The organism is Bradyrhizobium sp. SZCCHNR2028 (genome assembly GCF_032380995.1).
Classification (GTDB): Bacteria; Pseudomonadota; Alphaproteobacteria; order Rhizobiales; family Xanthobacteraceae; genus Bradyrhizobium.
On record NZ_JAUHJF010000032.1, the window covers coordinates 41,868 to 58,675 of the forward strand.

Consider the following 16,808-nt stretch of genomic DNA (forward strand, 5'->3'; position numbering starts at 1 on the left):
CCGCCTATCCTGTGATCAGGCTCTGGATGGCGGCGGCATCGAGGCCGCGCTCGCCGATGATCACCAGCCGCCCCTGCCGCGATTCGCCCGATCGCCACGGGCGCTCGAACTGATGCTGGATGCGGTTGCCGACGGCCTGCACCAGGAGGCGCAGCGGCTTGCCGGCGACTTCCACGAACCCCTTCACGCGCAGTACGTCATGCGCGTCGACGGCGGCCGCGATGCGGTCGACGAGCGCATCGGGCGAGGCCTGCGCCGGGACGTCGAGCACGAAACTCTCGAAATCGTCGTGGTCGTGCTCGGCCTCGTTGTCGTGATGCGACGGCCGGGCCGCGAGATCGTCCTCCGCCGCGGCACCGAGCCCGAGCAGAATTGAAGCCGACAGCCTACCGTGCTCCGTCGCGATCACCTTGACGGCACGCTGCACCTTCGCGGCGATCTCGGCCGCGACATCCTTGCGCTGCTCCTCGCTCATCAGATCGCTCTTGTTCATCACGACGAGATCGGCGCACAGCAGCTGGTCCTCGTAAACCTCCTCCAGCGGGTTGTCGTGATCGAGCGAAGCATCACTGGCGCGCTGCGCAGCGAGCGCGTCGGGATCGTCGGCGAAGCGGCCGGCGACCACCGCCGGACCATCGACGACCGCCACCACACCGTCGACGGTCACGCGCGTCGCGATCTCCGGCCAGTTGAAGGCCTGCACCAGCGGCTTCGGCAGCGCCAGCCCCGAGGTCTCGATCACGATATGCTCAGGCGGCTCCTTCTGATCCAGCAGGCTCCTGAGCGCCGGCACGAAATCATCGGCAACGGTGCAGCACAGGCAGCCGTTCGACAGCTCGACGATGCGATCCTCCGGACAGTCCGGCACGCCGCAGCCTTTCAGGATGTCGCCGTCGATGCCGACATCGCCGAACTCGTTGACGATGATGGCGAGCCGGCGGCCATTCGCGGTCTCGATCAGGTTGCGCACCAGCGTGGTCTTGCCGGCGCCGAGGAAGCCGGTGACGATGGTGCAAGGCGTCTTGGCGAACGACTTCGTCATGGCGATACGATCTCTCGTTTCAGCGTGGTGCTGACAGCGCGGGAACGCGCGCAACGGTGTTCTTGCGGATGTATTCGGGACGCTCGCGCCAGGCCGGCAGGCCGGCGTCATGGCGCTGATGCAGCTGCGCGAATGTCAGCACATCCTGAACATGCAGATCCGGATCGAGCGCGCCGAGCACGTAGGTCCATTTGCCCGGCGCCGTCACTGCAACCGTGCACGCACGATTGCAGTTGGACAGGCACTCGACGCCGACCACGGCGACACCGGCGCGCTGCGCGGTCGTCAACGTCTCGATCGCGGCGAGCAGACGGGCTCCGGCCCGCGGCTGATCAGGCGGCGCAGCTTCCGTCACCTGCGTGCGGCAGGTGACACAGACGAACAGCGTCGTCTCACCAATCTCCGATGCGGACATCAATCAGCCGATCACGCCGGCTGCGGTCGCCGCGGCGACGCCGCCCACCAGCACGATGGCGGCGCCCGCGAGCCGCAGCGCTAGCGGCGCAGCCGCCTTGGCTTTCGCCGACAGCAGCCCGGTGCCGAGGAACGCGCCGGCGGCGATGAGGGTCTGGATCACGAGCAGACCGGCGAGATAGGCCCCGAGCGGGGTGTTCTCTGCCCCGACGATCGATTCACCCAGCGCATAGCCGTGGACGAGGCCGGTCACGGCGAACAGGCCGGCGACGGGCAGCACACCGAAACCGCCACGCATCACCACCACCAGACCGACCACGACGGTGGTCAGGCCGACCAGCAGCTCGGCAGCCGGGATGTTGGCCTTGGCCACATGAAGGCCGACGCCCGCAATCATCGCGGTGGTGAAGGCGAGCACCGGCGCGAAGCCGCGGCCCAGAAGCGCTGCAACGATGCCCGCACCGACGATGGCGGCCAGATGGTCGATTCCGATCACAGGATGGCCGAGGCCGGACAGCAGGCCCTGCGCAAACGTCTGCGGCAGTTTGCCATCCATCATGTGATGCGCGAAGGCGGGATCGGCGGCGAGCAGCACCAGGCTCGCGGCTGCAAAGGTCGTGGTACGGGTCAACTTCATGGCCGTCTCCGTCGCTTGCCGGCTCCCCAGAGGACCGGACGATGCGCTGCATCCGACGGCATCCCGCCCATCCCGGCGGGATCAGAACCAGCATCGCGACTCCCCGCGCGACGGGTCGGCCAACAGCAATGTCGACGGCAGGTCTCCTGGCTCTCGGGTCACCGCATGAAGCCACCTTCCCGGTTTCCCAGTGGTGCTTTGGCCTCACACTCGCCGATTACAGTTGCGGGGGCAGCCACGGCCTTGGGTCAAGAACCCGCACCGTGTTCCCTAAATCTCTCCTTTCGGAGAACCGTCATCTGTTAGATACGGGTCGCGCCAAAGCCCGTCAATCGGAATCGTCCCCCATGGTCCCCGCCCGCCCGCATCCCGCCCTGCCGCGCCTCACCCTGGTGCTCGGTGGCGCGCGTTCCGGCAAGAGCCGTCATGCCGAGGCGCTCGTGACCGCCCTTCCCGCACCTTGGACCTATGTTGCGACCGCGCAGGCGTTCGACGATGAGATGAAGGACCGAATCGCGCAGCACAAAGCGCGCCGCACCGAGGGATGGCAGACGTTGGAGACCTCGCATGATCTTGCAGGCCTGGTCCGTGCACGGGCAAATTCGAGCGCGCCGATGCTGATCGATTGCCTGACGCTGTGGCTCAGCAATGTGATGCTCGCCGACATGAACGTGGCGGCAAGATCAGCCGAGTTGATCGACGCGCTCAGGAACGCGCGTGGCCCGATCGTGGCCGTGTCCAACGAAGTCGGACTCGGCATCGTGCCGGACAATGCGCTTGCCCGCGCCTTCCGTGATGCGCAGGGACGGCTGAACCAGAACGTCGCGGCCGTCGCGGATCGCGTGATCCTGATGGCGGCCGGCCTGCCGCTGACATTGAAGTAACGGGAAGGACATGCCGATGACCGAAAGCGCCGACGATTCACGCCACAAGGCGAAGATGGAGAACCGCAAGGCGGTGCAGGATGCCGAGGTCGCCTCCAAGACCGTCGAGAAGGGCCTGCTGATCGTTCACACCGGCAAGGGCAAGGGCAAATCGACGGCGGCCTGGGGCCTGATGCTGCGCGCACTCGGCCGCGGTTTTCGCATCGGCGTCGTGCAGTTCGGCAAGGGCGCGTGGGAAACCGGCGAGCGCAAGGCGATCGAGCGGTTCGGCGACCAGGTGTCGTGGCACACGCTCGGCGAAGGCTTTACGTGGGAGACGCAAGATCGCGCGCGCGACGTCGCCGCGGCCGAGCGCGCCTGGACGAAGGCTCGGGAATTGCTGGCGGATCCTTCGATCCGGCTGCTCGTTCTCGACGAGCTCAACATCGCGCTGCGCTATGATCACCTTGATATCGCAGATATCGTCGCCACGCTCGCCGCGCGCCGTCCCGATCTGCACGTGGTGGTCACCGGGCGCAACGCCAAGCCGGAGCTGATCGAGGCCGCCGATCTCGTCACCGAGATGAACCTCGTGAAGCATCACTTCGCAGCCGGCGTGAAGGCGCAGGAAGGCATCGAGTACTGAGCTCATGAGCGCGCGCGCCATCATGTTCCAGGGCACCGGCTCCGACGTCGGCAAATCGCTGATCGTCGCGGGGCTCGCGCGCGCGCTGACATTGCGCGGCCTCAAGGTGGCGCCGTTCAAGCCACAGAACATGTCGAACAATGCCGCCGTCACCGCTGATGGCGGCGAGATCGGACGCGCGCAAGCGCTGCAGGCGCGCGCGGCGCGGCGGCCGACGACCGTGCACATGAACCCGGTACTGCTGAAGCCGCAGAGCGAGATCGGGTCGCAGGTCGTGGTCCAGGGCCGCGTCATCGGCAATGCCAAGGCATCCGCCTATCAGGCGATGAAACCGCAATTGATGGCGGCGGTGCTCGACAGCTTCCATCACCTCGCAGCGGATGCCGACATCGTGCTGGTCGAAGGCGCAGGCTCCGCCTCCGAGATCAACCTGCGCGGCGGCGACATCGCCAACATGGGTTTCGCGCAAGCGACGCAGATTCCGGTGGTGCTGATCGGCGATATCGATCGGGGCGGCGTGATTGCGAGCCTGGTCGGCACCAGGACTGTGATCCCGCCGGACGATGCCGCGCGCGTGGCAGGTTTCCTCGTCAACAAGTTTCGCGGCGATCCGGCCTTGTTTGCGTCGGGCATGAACGAGATCGCGCAGCGGACGGGGTGGACATCGCTCGGGCTCATTCCGCATTTTTCGGATGCGCGCCGCCTGCCAGCGGAGGACGCGCTTGGCCTGGCTGAGCGCGGAACATCGGGAGGACAACGGCCGAAGGTCGTCATCCTCGCCTACCCGCGCATATCCAATTTCGACGAGTTCGATCCGTTACGGCTGGAGGACGGGATCGATCTGCAGTTCCTGCGGCCGGGCAAACCCATTCCCGGCGACGCATCGATCGTGATCCTGCCGGGCTCGAAGGCGACGATCGCCGATCTCGGCGCGCTGCGCGACGCCGGCTGGGACATCGATCTCGCCGCGCATCTGCGCCGCGGCGGCCGCGTGCTCGGCATCTGCGGCGGCTATCAGATGCTGGGGCACGTGATCTGCGACCCCGACGGGCACGAGGGTGCACCTGGTTCCGTCGCTGGACTTGGCCTGCTCGACGTCGAAACGACATTGACCGATGATAAGGCCTTGCGCGAGGTCCAGGGCACGCTGATGGACGACCAGCTGTCGTTCCACGGCTACGAGATGCATATCGGCCACACTGACGGACCGGCGACACAGAGCCCCTTCCTGACCTTCTCCGACGGCCGTCGCGATGGCGCCATCGCAACGAATGGCCTGGTTACCGGCTGCTATGTGCATGGCCTGTTCGCCGATGATGGCCTGCGCGCCCATTGGCTGCGCGGCCTCGGCGCGACGACGAGCGGCTTAGCCTATGAGACCGATGTGGACACGACGTTGGATGCACTCGCGGCGCATCTCGAGCGCTACGTTGACGTGAACCGAATCCTCGCATTGGCGAGCAAGCCCACGCCGGCCGTGGCGGCTACAGGATCTTGACCAGGACGAGTCCTGCGACGGCCAGGGCTTGAACCAGACAGGCCAGCCGATACAGCCGCAAGGCCTGCCGGATGTCGGAGGCGTTGAGATCGGCGCGCCCGTCGCCCATCCAGGCATCGGTGACGAGATGACCGTGATAGACGCGCGGCCCCGCCAGGCGCAGTCCGAGCGCACCAGCCATCGCCGCCTCCGGCCAGCCGGCATTGGGCGAACGATGCTTCGACGCATCACGTGCAACGGCTCGCACCGCGGCCGAAGCCGAGGCGCTCGGGATGCAGGCCGCAGCGGCTGCGATCCACAGCGCGGACAGGCGCGAGGCCGGCAGGTTGACGAGATCGTCGAGCCGCGCCGCCGCCCAGCCGAACGCGCGGTGCCGGTCCGAGAGATGACCGATCATGCTGTCCGCGGTGTTGAGAGCCTTGTAGATCAGGATACCTGGAAGACCACCGACGACGAGCCAGAACACGGGTGCGACGACGCCATCGGAGAAGTTTTCTGCCAGGCTCTCGATCGCGGCCCGCGCAACGCCTGCTTCATCCAGCCGATCGGGATCGCGGCCGACGATCATCGAGACCGCTCGGCGGCCGCCCTCGAGCCCCTCCTGCTCCAGTCCCTCTGCAACCGCGGCGACATGCGTGTCGAGACTGCGCTGGGCCAGCAGGCTGCTTGCCGCCACACCAAGGATGATCGTTGCGACCGGCTCGCCCACGACCGCCTGCATCACCCACGCTGCGGCGAGGCCGATGGTCATCCCCCCCGCGACGAGCAGGCACACGAGCGCAATGCCGCGCGCACGTCGTGCGGCAAAGCCGTCTGCCCCGTTCCAGCGGCGGTCCGCCCATGCTATCAGCGCACCCATCCACATCACGGGATGGCCGATCCGCCGCACCAGGACCTGGGGATAACCGACCGCCGCCTCGACGAGCAGCGCCGTGAGCGCGAGAGAGACGAACATCGATCTCCGCTGAAGGACAGACATGGACGACAGAGCGACTAGCACGGGCGCGGACCAGCCGGAAGCGATCCTTCACGGCGGCGATCTCGCTGCGATCAGCCGTCGCTACCCGGATGCGCCGCGGCCGTGGATCGATCTGTCGACCGGCATCAATCCCATAGCCTACCCGGTGCCGACCATCCCGCCCGCAAGTTGGGCGCGCTTGCCGGCCCAAGCCGAAGACGACGCGCTGTGCGCAGCGGCTGCTGCGCGCTATGGCGTGGCGGGGCCCGAAATGATCGTTGCCGCGCCCGGCACGCAGGCGCTGTTGCAGATCCTGCCGCGGCTGCGCCCGCGCTCGAGGGTTGCCGTGCTCGCCCCGACCTACGAGGAGCATGCGCTGTGCTGGCGCCGCTGTGGGCATCGCGTCGGTCTGGTCGATGATGTCGATGCGCTCGCCGATGCCGATGTTGCCGTCGTCGTGAATCCCAACAATCCCACCGGCCGCCTGCTGCCCCGCGATGTGCTGGTCGGATTGGCCGCGACCTTGCGCCGGCGCGACGGCCTGCTGATCGTCGACGAAGCATTCATCGATCTTTGTCCCGCCGACGCCAGCCTCGCAGCCGACCTGCCGCCGGCGACGATCGTGCTGCGCTCGTTCGGCAAGACCTACGGCCTTGCCGGCGTCCGCCTCGGTTTCGCGATCGGCTCCGCTGACGTCGTCCGCCGACTCCGCGACGAGCTCGGGCCTTGGGCCGTATCCGGACCTGCGCTCGCGATCGGAACGACGGCCTTGGCCGACGCTGCTTGGCTGGAGCAGACACGCGCGCGGCTGGCGAACGACTGTCAGCGCATCGACGATCTTCTGAGCAAGGCCGGCTGCGCGGTCATCGGCGGCACGCCGCTGTTCAGGCTGATCACATCGCCGAACGCGCCTGACATCGCCGAGCGGCTCGCCCGGCACGGCATCCACGTCCGGCGCTTTCCGGCTCAGCCGAGCTGGCTGCGCTTCGGCCTGCCGGGCAATGCGTCCGAGTGGCACCGGCTGGCGCCGGCGCTCGGCGATGCCTTCTAACCGAGCACGCAGGCGGCAAGCAGCAGCGTTTCCGTGACCTCGATGCTGGCGCCATGGCAATCGCCGGTGATGCCGCCGAGCCGCCATTGCCAGTAGAACGCGACCGCCGGAACGAGACCAATCGCAACCAGCGTCGGTACCGCGCCGGCGAGCGCACCGATCGCGAGTCCGCCGCCCCAGGCGACGATGACGTTCCAGCCGACGCTGTTCGAGATGCTCGCCCCCAGCCCCGGCTTCAGCGACAGCAGCGTCTTGTTGCACACCAGCGTTCCCCAGCGCGCCCAGGCCGGGATCAGCACGAGCGCCCAGGCCGTCGGCCCCGTCGCCAGCTCGGCGATCAGCACCAGCTTCGCGGCGATCTGCAGGGATATCGCGACGACAGCGAAGCTGCCGGCGTGGGGATCGCCAAGCACGGCGATGAAGCGCTCCGGCTTGCCATGCGAGGCGCCGAACGCATCGGCGACGTCGCCGAGCCCATCGAGATGCAGCGCGCCGGTGATCCCGATCCAGGCGACCAGCACGGTCAGCGCGACGATCCACGGATCGGCATCATGAAAAAGGCGGGCGACCAGCGCCAGACAGGCGCCAATCACCAGTCCGGCTGCCGGAAACCAGACCGACGCCCGCGCCAGATCGTCCGGTCGTAACTCAGCGACCCGCGGTGTCGGCAGCCGTGTCAGGAATTGCAATGCGATCCAGAATTCACGAAGCATCATGGCTGGATGATCTCGACGATTTCGCCCCAAGGTACACCATCATCGCCCTGCCCGGCTTCGAGCGTGATCCGCGTACCAGGGCGAATGCGTAAGCTCCACAGCTGGTGCAGCGGCCAGCCGAGCAGATGCGAGAGCGCTGCGCGTATGGCGCCGCCATGGGTCACCACGAGAACCGGCGCAGGCTCGGGCCGGACAAGGATATGATGTGTTGCGCGCGCCACTCGCGCCTGCAAATCGGACCAGCTCTCACCGCCCGGCGCCCGGACCTCAGCATCGGCATGGAAGGTGTCGAGCAAGGCTTCGCCTCCGGGCTCCGCGGCGATGTCGCGATGCGTCCGCCCGTCCCAGCGTCCGAAATCGAGCTCGCTCCAATCCGCATCGATGTCCAGCGCACAGTTGGTCTGCCGGGCATAATCCTCCGCTGCCGCACGTGCGCGCGCCAACGGCGAGCTGACGACGCTGTGCCAGATCAGGCTCCGCGTCTGCCGCCGGAATTGATCCCAGCCGAGGTCGCTGAGCGGCGGGTCGGTACGGCCGTCGAGATAGCCGTCCCGTCCTGTCGTCCCGTGCCGCAGCAGATCGATCCGCATCAGGACTTGGCTCCCGAGACGGCGGCCTCCGCAAAGGTGGCCATGCCCCCGTGGAGCGCGCAGGCCAACCGAATGATCGGCAGCGCAGTGGCGGCGCCCGAGGCCTCGCCAAGCCGCAGATCGAGGTCGATCAGCGGACGGGCACCGAGCGCGTCGAGCACGATGGCGTGGCCGCGCTCGGCCGAGCGATGCGAGAACAGCAGCCACGGACGGCAGGAGGGATTGAGGCGGACGGCGGCCAGCGCCGCGACAGAGACGATGAAGCCGTCGACCAGCACCGGCCAGCGCCGCTGCGCGGCGGCGACGATCGCGCCGGCCATCGCAATGATCTCGAAACCGCCGACGGCGGCCAGGACGTCCGCGACGGCCGCTCCCGTCGTGAGCCCGTGTCGCCCCAACGCATCGGCAATCACCGCAGCCTTCCTGGCCCGTCCGTCGGCGTCGAGCCCGGTGCCGCTGCCGACGATGTCCGCGGGCGCGCATGACAGCAGCGCGGCGGCAATCGCTGCCGCCGATGTCGTGTTGCCGATCCCCATCTCGCCGAAGATCACGAGTTGCGGCGCGTGATCGGCCTGCCGCACCACCGCGCGCCGTCCGGCTTCGGCCGCAAACGCGACCTCCTCCAGCGTCAGCGCCGCCTCGGTGCTGAAGTCGCGCGTGCCGCGCCGCGGCTTGTCGACGATCACGCCGGGCACCGGCTCGCTCGCCAGCGTGCCGACGTCGACCACCTCCAGCGGACAGCCGAGGTTGCGCGCCAGCACCGAGATCGCTGCGCCACCGGCCGCGAAGTTGTGCAGCATCTGCACCGTCACTTCCGGCGGATACGCCGACACGCCCCGCGCCGCGATGCCATGGTCCCCCGCGAACAGCACCACCGGGACCCGATCGGCCCCCGGCCGCTCCAACGCCTGCAGCGCCGCCAGCTCGACCGCCACCTGCTCCAATCGCCCAAGGGCGCCAATCGGCTTGGTCAACTGGGCCTGGCGTTCCAGCGCCGCCTGCCGATGGAGCTCGGACGGCGCCACACAATCAAGGCTGATCCATTCGGGAAGCACCACGGATCCTTTCAGCATCACTCGGGTTCGGGACGATTGCCACTGCGAGGCGACCGAGACAAGCTCCGTGAGGCGCCCTATTGTCATCGAAGCGTCATCGAACGTGACGACAGGTGGCTGCCCACCCAGCCCGAAAGACTCTCATGGAATACTTCCGCCGCTTCACCTTCCTGTTCGCCGCGCCCGTGTTCGAGACCGACGACCTTGCGGGGCTCCGCTTCAACCAGATCATCGAGGAGATCCAGCGCTCGGGCTTCGAGGTGGTGCGCGCCCGCAAGCTGGAGGACGCCGAGATCGCCGTGCAGACGGATGCCGCGATCGGCTGCATGGTCGTCGATTGGGGCAAGAAGGGCCTGGAAGGCAAGACGGCGTCGCTGATCAACCTGATGCGCCGTCGCGGACTGGACTTCCCGATCATCCTCCTGATCCGCCGCAAGCGGTTCGAGGATCTGCCGGTCGAGGTGCTCGACTTCATCGACGGATACGTCTTCCTGTCGGAGGAGACTCCAGCCTTCATCGCCAAGAACCTGGTCAGCCGGCTGAAGCAATATGCCGAGACACTGAAGACGCCATTCTTCGGCGCGCTGGTCGACTATGCCGAGGAAGGCAACCAGCTCTGGACCTGCCCCGGGCACAATGGCGGCGTGTTCTATAGCCGCAGCCCGATCGGCCGGGTCTTCGTCGAGCATCTCGGCGAGGCCGTGTTCCGCGACGATCTCGACAATTCCGTGCTCGATCTCGGCGATCTCCTGACCCATGAGGGGCCGGCGCTGCGCGCGCAGAAGGAAGCCGCGCAGATCTTCGGCGCCGAGAAGACCTATTTCGTCCTCAACGGTACCTCGACCTCCAACAAGGTCGTGCTCGGGGCCCTGGTCACCGACGGCGACCTCGTGCTGTTCGACCGCAACAACCACAAGGCCGCTCATCACGGCGCGCTGCTGATTTCGGGCGGCGTCCCGATCTACGTCCCAACGGTTCGCAACCCCTGGGGCCTGATCGGCCCGATGCGCTGGGATCTGCTGGACGAAGAGCATCTGCGACAGCAGATCCGCGACAACCCGCTAGTCAAGGACCCCGACGCCTGGCGCAAGGAGCGGCCGTTCCGCGTCGCGGTGGTCGAGGAGTGCACCTATGACGGCACGATCCACAGCGCCGAGATGATCCTGAAGCGGATCGGGCCTCTCTGCGACTACATCATGTTCGACGAGGCCTGGGCGGGCTTCATGAAATTCCACCCGCTCTACGCCGGCCGCTTCGCCATGGGCCTCGGCGATCTCGGACCCGACGCCCCCGGCATCATCGCCACGCAATCGACCCACAAGCAGCTCGCGAGCTTCTCCCAAGCCTCGCAGATCCACGTCAAGGACCGCCACATCAAGGGCCAGCGGCGGCGGGTCGAGCATCGCCGCTTCAACGAAAGCTTCATGCAGCACGCCTCGACCTCGCCGTTCTACCCGCTGTTCGCCTCGCTGGACGTCGGCGCGCAGATGATGAAGGGCCGCTCCGGCGAGGTGCTGTGGGACGACACGATCCGGCTCGGAATCGAATTGCGCAAGAAGATCAGGGCGATGCGCCGGGAATTCGAGGAGAAGGAGAAGGATCCGGCGCGGCGCTGGTTCTTCGAGCCGTTCGTGCCGGACCGGGTGTCGATCCCCGATGCGGCCAATCCCGGGGCTAGCCATGACGTGGCCTGGGAGGCGATCTCGACCGACCAGCTCGCGACCGATACCGCGCTGTGGCAGCTCACGCCGGGCGCGGCATGGCACGGCTTTCCGGATCTCGCCCCCGGCTTCGCAATGACCGATCCGAACAAGCTGACCCTGCTGACCCCGGGCTTCGATCGCGCCACCGGCGGCTATGCCGATCACGGCATCCCGGCTCCGATCGTCGCGCAATATCTGCGCGAGAACCGCATCGTGGCGGAGAAGAACGATCTCAACTCGCTGCTGTTCCTGCTGACGCCGGGTGTCGAGGCGAGCAAGGCGGGAACCCTGATCAGCGGCCTGGTCGCCTTCAAGCGGCTCCACGATGACAACGTGCTTCTGGAGGACGCCATTCCGGAGTTCACCCGGAAGCGCTTTGCGCGTTACGGCAAGCTGCGGCTGCGCGAGCTCTGCGCCGAGATGCACCGCTTCTATCGCGACGCCGAGGTGAGCGCGCTGCAGGCAAAGCAGTTCCAGCCGCAGCACATGCCGGAGATCGCGATGTCGCCACGCGAGGCGGCGCGTGCGCTGATGCGCAACGAGGTCGACTACCTGCCGATCGATCGCATCTCCGACCGCATTGCGACGACCCCCTTCGTGGTCTATCCGCCGGGCATCGCCACCATCGTTCCGGGCGAGCGGCTATCCGACCGCGCCAAGCCGATGATCGATTACCTCAAGATGTTCGAGCGGGCGTTCAACACCTATCCCGGCTTCGACGTCGAGATCCAGGGGCTGTACAAGGAGATCGACGAAGCTGGCCGGATCCGGCTCCATACCTATGTCTGCGCAGAGTAATTCGAACCATGGACAGCGCGATCACGGCTCGCGACACCGAGCCGCCGGTCCTCGTCAGGCCGTCACGCGACGAGGATGTCGAGGCCATGCTCTCGATCTACCGGCGGCACGTCCGCCGCGGGGTCGAGGACAGCGCCGCCGGTTCCGGGGCGCCCGAGCCGGACGACCTCAAGCAACGGCGCAAGAATCTGCGAAATCATCGGCTGCCACATCTGGTCGCGACATTCCGCGGCGAAGTCGTGGGCTATGCCTATGTCGTCTTGTTCAGGAAGCGGCCGGCCTACCGGTTCGCGGTCAAGCATTCGATCTATGTCCACCATGAGCATCTCGGCCGTGGTGTCGGCGGGCTGCTGATGCAGGCGCTGATCGATGCTTCCGCCGCGGCCGGATATCGCCAGATGATCGGCTATATCGACGCCGACAACGTCGCCTCGCTCGGCATTCATGAGCGCTTCGGGTTCGTCAGGGTGGGGCTGCTGCCGAGAATAGCCTACCGTTTCGGCCGCTGGTGCGACACCGTGATGGTGCAGCGCTCGCTTGGCCCCGGGGCCAGCGACGCACCGGCTGGGCTGGGCCGCTGAGCCGCAGGTCAGGACGGAAAGTCGGCCGCCTTCACCTCAATGCGGTCGGCATGCAGCGACCAGTCGCGCACCTCCTGCTGTTTACAGAACCTGGACTTTGCGATTTCTGCGGCTTCGCCTTCGCTGTCGGCCTCAACCTCCAACGTGCTCTGGCATATCTCGCACTGGCGGCCATTCTCGCCCAGCACGTCCTTCATGAAATGGATGACATAGCGCGACATGCAACCTCCTGCCTCTCACGCAGTGCTCGAAGGTGATGTTACCGCGCTTCTCCTCCCGCTGTTCACCGATATCAAGCGGCCGATGCAAATATTTGACGCAGCGGTGGAACCGGCGCTCAGGCGCCCACCGAAGGCAGGCTCGCGGCGGCGATCGCGACGAACTCCGAGACGGCGCGACGGACGCGGCCGTGGGTCGACTTCAGGATGGCGTTCAACCGGCGCATCGGACCAATTTCCCTTTCGCGCCGAGCGAAAAACGTGGCCTAAGCTCATGGCGCCCCTGGAAAAATGATCAGCCACCACTGGGCTGTCGAGACGGCTCCGAAAATAGCAATGTCCGCTTCGCCGAAGCCGCCCTGGAGAGAAGATTTATTGCTGCGTCGCAGCTTGCGACGCATGAAATCTTCTCCCCGCAATCTCTTCTCTTCTGGCTACGAGGGCGTCACTCCGAACGCCTCGCGGAAACGAGCGCTGTAGCGCGGCCAGGCCTCGGGGTTGATCAGGCGCGGCGGACGCCCGCCGTCAAGCGCGTCGAGCAGCTGCTCGGCTGCGATGCGACCCATGTTCTGCCGCGCCTCCCGAGTCACGCCGGCCGTATGGGGACTCGCAAGCACGTTGTCGAGCTGCAGCAGCGGATGGTCCGGCGGCGGCGGCTCCTTGGCCCAGACGTCGAGCCCGGCGCCGGCGATGCGCTTTTCGCTGAGCGCGGCGAACAGCGCCTCCTCGTCATGGATGAAGCCGCGGGCGGTGGTGACGAAATAGGCGCTAGGCTGCATCAGCGCGAACTCGCGGGCACCGATCATGCCGCGGCTTTCCTTCGTCAGCGGGCAGTTGATCGAGACGAAATCCGAGCGCCGCATCAGGTCCTCGAGTTCCACCTTCTCCGCGCCGCGTGCGGCGATCTCATCGGACGACAGATATGGGTCATAGGCCAGCACCGTCATGCCGAGGATGCCGCGGCACAGCTCGGCAACCCGGCGGCCGACATTGCCAAGCCCGACGATGCCGATCGTCCGTCCCTGCACCTCGTTGCCGATCAAATCGTTGCGGTTGACGTCGCGCTCCCGGCGCAGCCGGCGGTCGGACTGGATGATGCGCTTCGACAGGGTCAGCATCATGCCGAGTGTGTGCTCCGCCACCGAATGGGCGTTGCCGCCGGACTGGTTCACGACGAGGACGCCGGCCTCGGTGCAGGCGTCGACGTCGACCGGGTCGTATCCGGCCCCGTTGCTGGACACGACGAGGAGGTTTGGGGCGCGGCGCAGCAGGTCTGCATCGACATGGAAGCGCGGCGCGAGCTCGTCGCGGGCCGCCCCGATCTGGTAGGCGTGAGCCGCCGCGAGGATCAGCGCCGTCTCGGCCTCGGAGCTCTCGTTCTCCAGCCGGTCGAGCCGGACGTCGGGACGCGCGGCGAGCAGCTCGCTGAAGATCGGGTGGGCCAGGTATTTGACGTAGAAGACGCGCTTGGAATTCGTGACCATGAACAGCCGACCTCCTGGTTTCTTGGTTCTTGATTTCGGACTTGAAAGGCGGATGCCTGACCGGCCGGGCCGGCATGTTGACAATCGTTCCGGTGCCGTCAAGCTCAGCGCCAAGCCCCGTGCGCCGGGCCCCCTATCAGGAACGACCGGAGGAACAGCAATGGCCGCCGATGCCGATGCGGCGCGATCAGCAACCGCTGTGCCGAATTGGCACGAGATCGTGCTGCAGACGTTCAAGCGCAACGCCGTCGACCTCATCCCCTACGTTCCCGACCGCGTCCTGACGCCGCTGATCCACACCCTGCACGACGATCCGTTCTTCACGACCTTTGCGACGGCGCGCGAGGAGGAAGCGGTCGGCATTCTCGCAGGCGCCTGGATGGGCGGCCGGCGCGGCGCGCTGTTGATGCAGACCTCGGGCTTCGCCACGCTCGCCAACGTGCTGGCCTCGCTGATCGTGCCCTGCCAGATCCCGCTGATCATGATCGTGTCCGAGCGCGGCACGCTGGGCGAGTTCAATGTCGGCCAGTCGCTGGTGTGCCGAACCATGCGGCCGGTGCTCGATGCGCTGGCCATGGAGCACCACACCATGACGCGGCTCGACGAGCTCGAATTCGTCGTCGACCGCTCGATCAAGCAGGCGGTGGCGACCCAGGCGCCGGTGGCGCTCATCCTCTCGCCTTTGCTCACCGGCGGAAAGGTGTTCGCATGAGCGCCCCTCACAGCAACACCAAGATCATGAACCGCTACGACCTCACCTGCCGTCTGGTCGCGAAGCTCAAGCACGAGGAAGCCGTCATCGGCGGCATCGGCAACACCAATTTCGACCTGTGGGCCGCCGGCCAGCGGCCGCAGAATTTCTACATGCTCGGCAGCATGGGGCTGGCCTGCCCGATCGCGCTCGGCGTCGCGCTGGCGCAGCCGCAACGCCCTGTGTTCGCGCTCGAAGGCGACGGCTCGCTGCTGATGCAACTGGGTTGCCTGACCACGATTGCCACGCTGGCGCCGAAGAATTTGGCCATCATCGTCATGGACAATGGCGTCTACCAGATCACCGGAAACCAGGCGACGCCGGCCCGGAACGCCGACATCGTCGCCATTGCCGCCGGCTGCGGCATTGGCGCCAGCCATTGGGCCGCAGACGAGGAAGATTTCGAACGCTTGATCGAGCTTGCGCTCGAGGCGCCCGGCCCGGTGCTGATCGCGGCGAAGATCGACGATAGGCCCGGTGTGGGCGCCACGAGGCGCGATCCGGCACAGATCCGCGAGCGCTTCATGCAGGGTTTGGGAGTCCGGCAGCCGATCTGAGGCGCCGGACGAAAGCTGTTCGCGGTACGATGAGAAGGCCATGTTCCGGCTTCCGAGCCACGTTAACTAAACCGGTGCCTCAAGCGACCGTGACCCCGGTTCGTGGCCCGGAACGTGCTAAGCAGCGTCCATGATGATCGTCATTCGCCTCTCGGCCTGGCTGCTCGCCGCAGCCGTTGCCTTCGCAACGCTGGGCCCGCCCAACTATAGGCCACATTCGCACCTGGGACAGGACGGCGAACACGCCCTCGCCTTCATCCTGATCGGCCTTGCCTTCGGCCTCGCCTATCGCAGTCATCGGCTGCTGACCACCGGGATTGCGGTGATCCTGATCGGTGCACTCGAACTCTCGCAGTTCCTGGCGCCGGGACGCCACGCGCGGCTGGAAGACTTCATCGTCGACGCCGCGGCCGCCTGCCTCGGATTCGGCCTGTCCGCGGCCATCGACTGGCTCATCCGACAGATCCGCACGCAGACCGCATGACGAGAGGCCCCGCCGCTGATGCGACGAGGCCCCTGTCCGTCAGAACGTCAGATCACTCGATGATCTTGATGACGCGGCGCGTGCGCGGATCGACGATCACGCGGCGATCGTTCACGACGGCGTAGCGATACTCGGTGTAGCGCGGCACCGGGCGCAGCTCGACGGTGGCGGGCAGCGGCTCGCCGACCACGACGCGCTCATGGACGACCACCGACGGCGCGCGCTCGGCCTCGATCGAGTTGATCACCGCGTTCGGAATTTCCAGGCCCGCACCGACGGCGGCGCCGACCGTTCCACCCACCATGGCGCCGACCGGACCGGCAACGGCGCCGCCGGCCGCAGCGCCATTGGCAGCACCTTCGACGGTCGTGGACTGCGCGAACGCAGCGGTCGACGCCAGCAGCGAGGTGGCGATCAGCGAAACGGCAAGACGGGTTCTCATCATTGTCTCTCCTCCAGTGCTTTCGAGATGCCGATCAACACCAAGGGATCGCCTGCAGTTCCGGTTCCAAATGGCCGAAACTTCATCATGCCACCGGAACCAAACCTCGAACCCTTCACCATCGTCGGAGATGATGGAGAGATTGCTCAGTCGCTATCCACGTTTCAAACAACTGCGCGCAGGTTCGCACTCTCGCGGCGGATCACGCCCGAGTCCCGCGATCGACGGCCCTTCGATGAATCGAGAGGGCGCAGGGAATGCCGGGTGAAGGCCTATCGGGATAGGGGGGAGTCTCGCGACTCCACCCCTCCCACACCACC

20 protein-coding genes and 1 riboswitch are annotated in these 16,808 nt (G+C 66.8%); of the genes, 9 read left to right on the top strand and 11 right to left on the bottom strand.

What is annotated here, in order from left to right; translation table 11 throughout:
• Positions 1–4: 4 nt before the first annotated feature.
• From cobW to QX121_RS30060, 3 genes are read right to left on the bottom strand one after another with little or no spacing between them, the layout of a single operon-like run.
• A complete protein-coding gene (gene cobW, locus QX121_RS30050; protein WP_315777609.1) occupies positions 5–1,042 on the bottom strand; it encodes a cobalamin biosynthesis protein CobW in 1,038 nt (345 codons plus the stop codon).
• 19 nt (positions 1,043–1,061) lie between these two features.
• Positions 1,062–1,457 carry a DUF1636 domain-containing protein gene (locus QX121_RS30055; RefSeq protein WP_315813748.1) on the bottom strand — a complete coding sequence of 132 codons (396 nt, stop codon included), beginning with the start codon at positions 1,455–1,457 and terminating at the stop codon, positions 1,062–1,064.
• Positions 1,458–1,460: 3 nt separating this feature from the next.
• Positions 1,461–2,093 (bottom strand): HupE/UreJ family protein, encoded by a 633-nt coding sequence (locus tag QX121_RS30060; RefSeq protein WP_315777607.1) that lies wholly within the window; start codon positions 2,091–2,093, stop codon positions 1,461–1,463.
• A 118-nt stretch (positions 2,094–2,211) separates the two neighbouring features.
• A riboswitch (cobalamin riboswitch) is annotated at positions 2,212–2,405 on the bottom strand.
• 35 nt (positions 2,406–2,440) lie between these two features.
• On the opposite strand from QX121_RS30060, the gene cobU reads away from it, so the two are divergent.
• The 3 genes from cobU to QX121_RS30075 are packed head-to-tail and all read left to right on the top strand — an operon-like array spanning position 2,441 to position 5,100.
• Positions 2,441–2,977 carry a bifunctional adenosylcobinamide kinase/adenosylcobinamide-phosphate guanylyltransferase gene (cobU, locus tag QX121_RS30065; RefSeq protein ID WP_315777606.1) on the top strand — a complete coding sequence of 179 codons (537 nt, stop codon included), beginning with the start codon at positions 2,441–2,443 and terminating at the stop codon, positions 2,975–2,977.
• Between the two features lie 16 nt (positions 2,978–2,993).
• Positions 2,994–3,602 (top strand): cob(I)yrinic acid a,c-diamide adenosyltransferase, encoded by a 609-nt coding sequence (cobO, locus tag QX121_RS30070; RefSeq protein WP_315777605.1) that lies wholly within the window; start codon positions 2,994–2,996, stop codon positions 3,600–3,602.
• Positions 3,603–3,606: 4 nt separating this feature from the next.
• Positions 3,607–5,100: a cobyric acid synthase gene (locus tag QX121_RS30075; protein WP_315813749.1), complete on the top strand. Its 1,494-nt coding sequence runs from the start codon at positions 3,607–3,609 to the stop codon at positions 5,098–5,100.
• On the opposite strand, the gene cbiB is transcribed toward QX121_RS30075, so the two are convergent.
• Entirely contained in the window at positions 5,087–6,055 is a 969-nt protein-coding gene (cbiB, locus tag QX121_RS30080; protein WP_315786188.1) for an adenosylcobinamide-phosphate synthase CbiB, read from the bottom strand. The genes QX121_RS30075 and cbiB overlap by 14 nt on opposite strands.
• A 22-nt stretch (positions 6,056–6,077) precedes the next feature.
• On the opposite strand from cbiB, the gene cobD reads away from it, so the two are divergent.
• On the top strand, positions 6,078–7,109 hold the full coding sequence (cobD, locus tag QX121_RS30085) for a threonine-phosphate decarboxylase CobD (RefSeq protein ID WP_315813750.1): 1,032 nt from the start codon (positions 6,078–6,080) through the stop codon (positions 7,107–7,109).
• Here cobD and cobS read toward each other — a convergent pair.
• Genes cobS through cobT form a run of 3 tightly spaced genes read right to left on the bottom strand, consistent with a single transcriptional unit; the run spans position 7,106 to position 9,470 of the window.
• Positions 7,106–7,825, bottom strand: coding sequence for an adenosylcobinamide-GDP ribazoletransferase (gene cobS / locus QX121_RS30090; protein WP_315739776.1), 720 nt, complete (start codon positions 7,823–7,825; stop codon positions 7,106–7,108). The genes cobD and cobS overlap by 4 nt on opposite strands.
• Positions 7,822–8,415, bottom strand: coding sequence for a histidine phosphatase family protein (locus QX121_RS30095; protein ID WP_315786185.1), 594 nt, complete (start codon positions 8,413–8,415; stop codon positions 7,822–7,824). Before QX121_RS30095 ends, cobS begins: the two co-directional genes overlap by 4 nt.
• A complete protein-coding gene (gene cobT / locus QX121_RS30100) occupies positions 8,415–9,470 on the bottom strand; it encodes a nicotinate-nucleotide--dimethylbenzimidazole phosphoribosyltransferase (protein ID WP_315786280.1) in 1,056 nt (351 codons plus the stop codon). The genes QX121_RS30095 and cobT overlap by 1 nt, the downstream gene beginning before the upstream one ends.
• 143 nt (positions 9,471–9,613) lie before the next feature.
• Here cobT and QX121_RS30105 point away from each other — a divergent pair, with 143 nt between their 5' ends.
• The gene (locus QX121_RS30105) at positions 9,614–11,971 is read left to right on the top strand and encodes an Orn/Lys/Arg decarboxylase N-terminal domain-containing protein (protein WP_315813751.1); all 2,358 of its coding nucleotides are present in this window, start codon (positions 9,614–9,616) and stop codon (positions 11,969–11,971) included.
• Between the two features lie 8 nt (positions 11,972–11,979).
• On the top strand, positions 11,980–12,552 hold the full coding sequence (locus QX121_RS30110) for a GNAT family N-acetyltransferase (RefSeq protein ID WP_315813752.1): 573 nt from the start codon (positions 11,980–11,982) through the stop codon (positions 12,550–12,552).
• An 8-nt stretch (positions 12,553–12,560) separates the two neighbouring features.
• Here QX121_RS30110 and QX121_RS30115 read toward each other — a convergent pair whose 3' ends face one another.
• The 3 genes from QX121_RS30115 to QX121_RS30125 all read right to left on the bottom strand — a co-directional run bounded on the left by QX121_RS30115 (position 12,561) and on the right by QX121_RS30125 (position 14,254).
• Positions 12,561–12,773, bottom strand: a complete 213-nt coding sequence (locus tag QX121_RS30115; RefSeq protein WP_315739782.1) for a hypothetical protein — start codon at positions 12,771–12,773, stop codon at positions 12,561–12,563.
• Positions 12,774–13,042: 269 nt separating this feature from the next.
• Positions 13,043–13,171 carry a hypothetical protein gene (locus QX121_RS30120; RefSeq protein ID WP_315739783.1) on the bottom strand — a complete coding sequence of 43 codons (129 nt, stop codon included), beginning with the start codon at positions 13,169–13,171 and terminating at the stop codon, positions 13,043–13,045.
• 33 nt (positions 13,172–13,204) lie between these two features.
• The gene (locus QX121_RS30125; RefSeq protein ID WP_315813753.1) at positions 13,205–14,254 is read right to left on the bottom strand and encodes a hydroxyacid dehydrogenase; all 1,050 of its coding nucleotides are present in this window, start codon (positions 14,252–14,254) and stop codon (positions 13,205–13,207) included.
• Between the two features lie 160 nt (positions 14,255–14,414).
• Here QX121_RS30125 and QX121_RS30130 point away from each other — a divergent pair, with 160 nt between their 5' ends.
• The 3 genes from QX121_RS30130 to QX121_RS30140 all read left to right on the top strand — a co-directional run bounded on the left by QX121_RS30130 (position 14,415) and on the right by QX121_RS30140 (position 16,046).
• Positions 14,415–14,966, top strand: coding sequence for a thiamine pyrophosphate-binding protein (locus tag QX121_RS30130; RefSeq protein ID WP_315786175.1), 552 nt, complete (start codon positions 14,415–14,417; stop codon positions 14,964–14,966).
• Positions 14,963–15,562 carry a thiamine pyrophosphate-dependent enzyme gene (locus QX121_RS30135; RefSeq protein ID WP_315813754.1) on the top strand — a complete coding sequence of 200 codons (600 nt, stop codon included), beginning with the start codon at positions 14,963–14,965 and terminating at the stop codon, positions 15,560–15,562. Before QX121_RS30130 ends, QX121_RS30135 begins: the two co-directional genes overlap by 4 nt.
• Before the next feature lie 130 nt (positions 15,563–15,692).
• The gene (locus tag QX121_RS30140; protein ID WP_315739787.1) at positions 15,693–16,046 is read left to right on the top strand and encodes a VanZ family protein; all 354 of its coding nucleotides are present in this window, start codon (positions 15,693–15,695) and stop codon (positions 16,044–16,046) included.
• 52 nt (positions 16,047–16,098) lie between these two features.
• Here QX121_RS30140 and QX121_RS30145 read toward each other — a convergent pair whose 3' ends face one another.
• On the bottom strand, positions 16,099–16,488 hold the full coding sequence (locus QX121_RS30145; RefSeq protein WP_315718467.1) for a DUF1236 domain-containing protein: 390 nt from the start codon (positions 16,486–16,488) through the stop codon (positions 16,099–16,101).
• Positions 16,489–16,808: the final 320 nt, after the last annotated feature.

Bases quoted from the DNA above. Each gene is read 5' to 3' on its own strand.
- cobU (WP_315777606.1), top strand. From the start codon at position 2,441: ATGGTCCCCGCCCGCCCGCATCCCGCCCTGCCGCGCCTCACCCTGGTG.
- QX121_RS30105 (WP_315813751.1), top strand. From the start codon at position 9,614: ATGGAATACTTCCGCCGCTTCACCTTCCTGTTCGCCGCGCCCGTGTTC.
- QX121_RS30075 (WP_315813749.1), top strand. From the start codon at position 3,607: ATGAGCGCGCGCGCCATCATGTTCCAGGGCACCGGCTCCGACGTCGGC.
- QX121_RS30145 (WP_315718467.1), bottom strand. From the start codon at position 16,488: ATGAGAACCCGTCTTGCCGTTTCGCTGATCGCCACCTCGCTGCTGGCG.
- cbiB (WP_315786188.1), bottom strand. From the start codon at position 6,055: ATGTTCGTCTCTCTCGCGCTCACGGCGCTGCTCGTCGAGGCGGCGGTC.
- QX121_RS30115 (WP_315739782.1), bottom strand. From the start codon at position 12,773: ATGTCGCGCTATGTCATCCATTTCATGAAGGACGTGCTGGGCGAGAAT.
- QX121_RS30120 (WP_315739783.1), bottom strand. From the start codon at position 13,171: ATGCGTCGCAAGCTGCGACGCAGCAATAAATCTTCTCTCCAGGGCGGC.
- QX121_RS30095 (WP_315786185.1), bottom strand. From the start codon at position 8,415: ATGCGGATCGATCTGCTGCGGCACGGGACGACAGGACGGGACGGCTAT.
- QX121_RS30140 (WP_315739787.1), top strand. From the start codon at position 15,693: ATGATGATCGTCATTCGCCTCTCGGCCTGGCTGCTCGCCGCAGCCGTT.
- QX121_RS30130 (WP_315786175.1), top strand. From the start codon at position 14,415: ATGGCCGCCGATGCCGATGCGGCGCGATCAGCAACCGCTGTGCCGAAT.
- cobW (WP_315777609.1), bottom strand. From the start codon at position 1,042: ATGACGAAGTCGTTCGCCAAGACGCCTTGCACCATCGTCACCGGCTTC.
- QX121_RS30125 (WP_315813753.1), bottom strand. From the start codon at position 14,254: ATGGTCACGAATTCCAAGCGCGTCTTCTACGTCAAATACCTGGCCCAC.
- QX121_RS30135 (WP_315813754.1), top strand. From the start codon at position 14,963: ATGAGCGCCCCTCACAGCAACACCAAGATCATGAACCGCTACGACCTC.
- cobO (WP_315777605.1), top strand. From the start codon at position 2,994: ATGACCGAAAGCGCCGACGATTCACGCCACAAGGCGAAGATGGAGAAC.
- cobD (WP_315813750.1), top strand. From the start codon at position 6,078: ATGGACGACAGAGCGACTAGCACGGGCGCGGACCAGCCGGAAGCGATC.
- QX121_RS30060 (WP_315777607.1), bottom strand. From the start codon at position 2,093: ATGAAGTTGACCCGTACCACGACCTTTGCAGCCGCGAGCCTGGTGCTG.
- QX121_RS30055 (WP_315813748.1), bottom strand. From the start codon at position 1,457: ATGTCCGCATCGGAGATTGGTGAGACGACGCTGTTCGTCTGTGTCACC.
- cobS (WP_315739776.1), bottom strand. From the start codon at position 7,825: ATGATGCTTCGTGAATTCTGGATCGCATTGCAATTCCTGACACGGCTG.
- QX121_RS30110 (WP_315813752.1), top strand. From the start codon at position 11,980: ATGGACAGCGCGATCACGGCTCGCGACACCGAGCCGCCGGTCCTCGTC.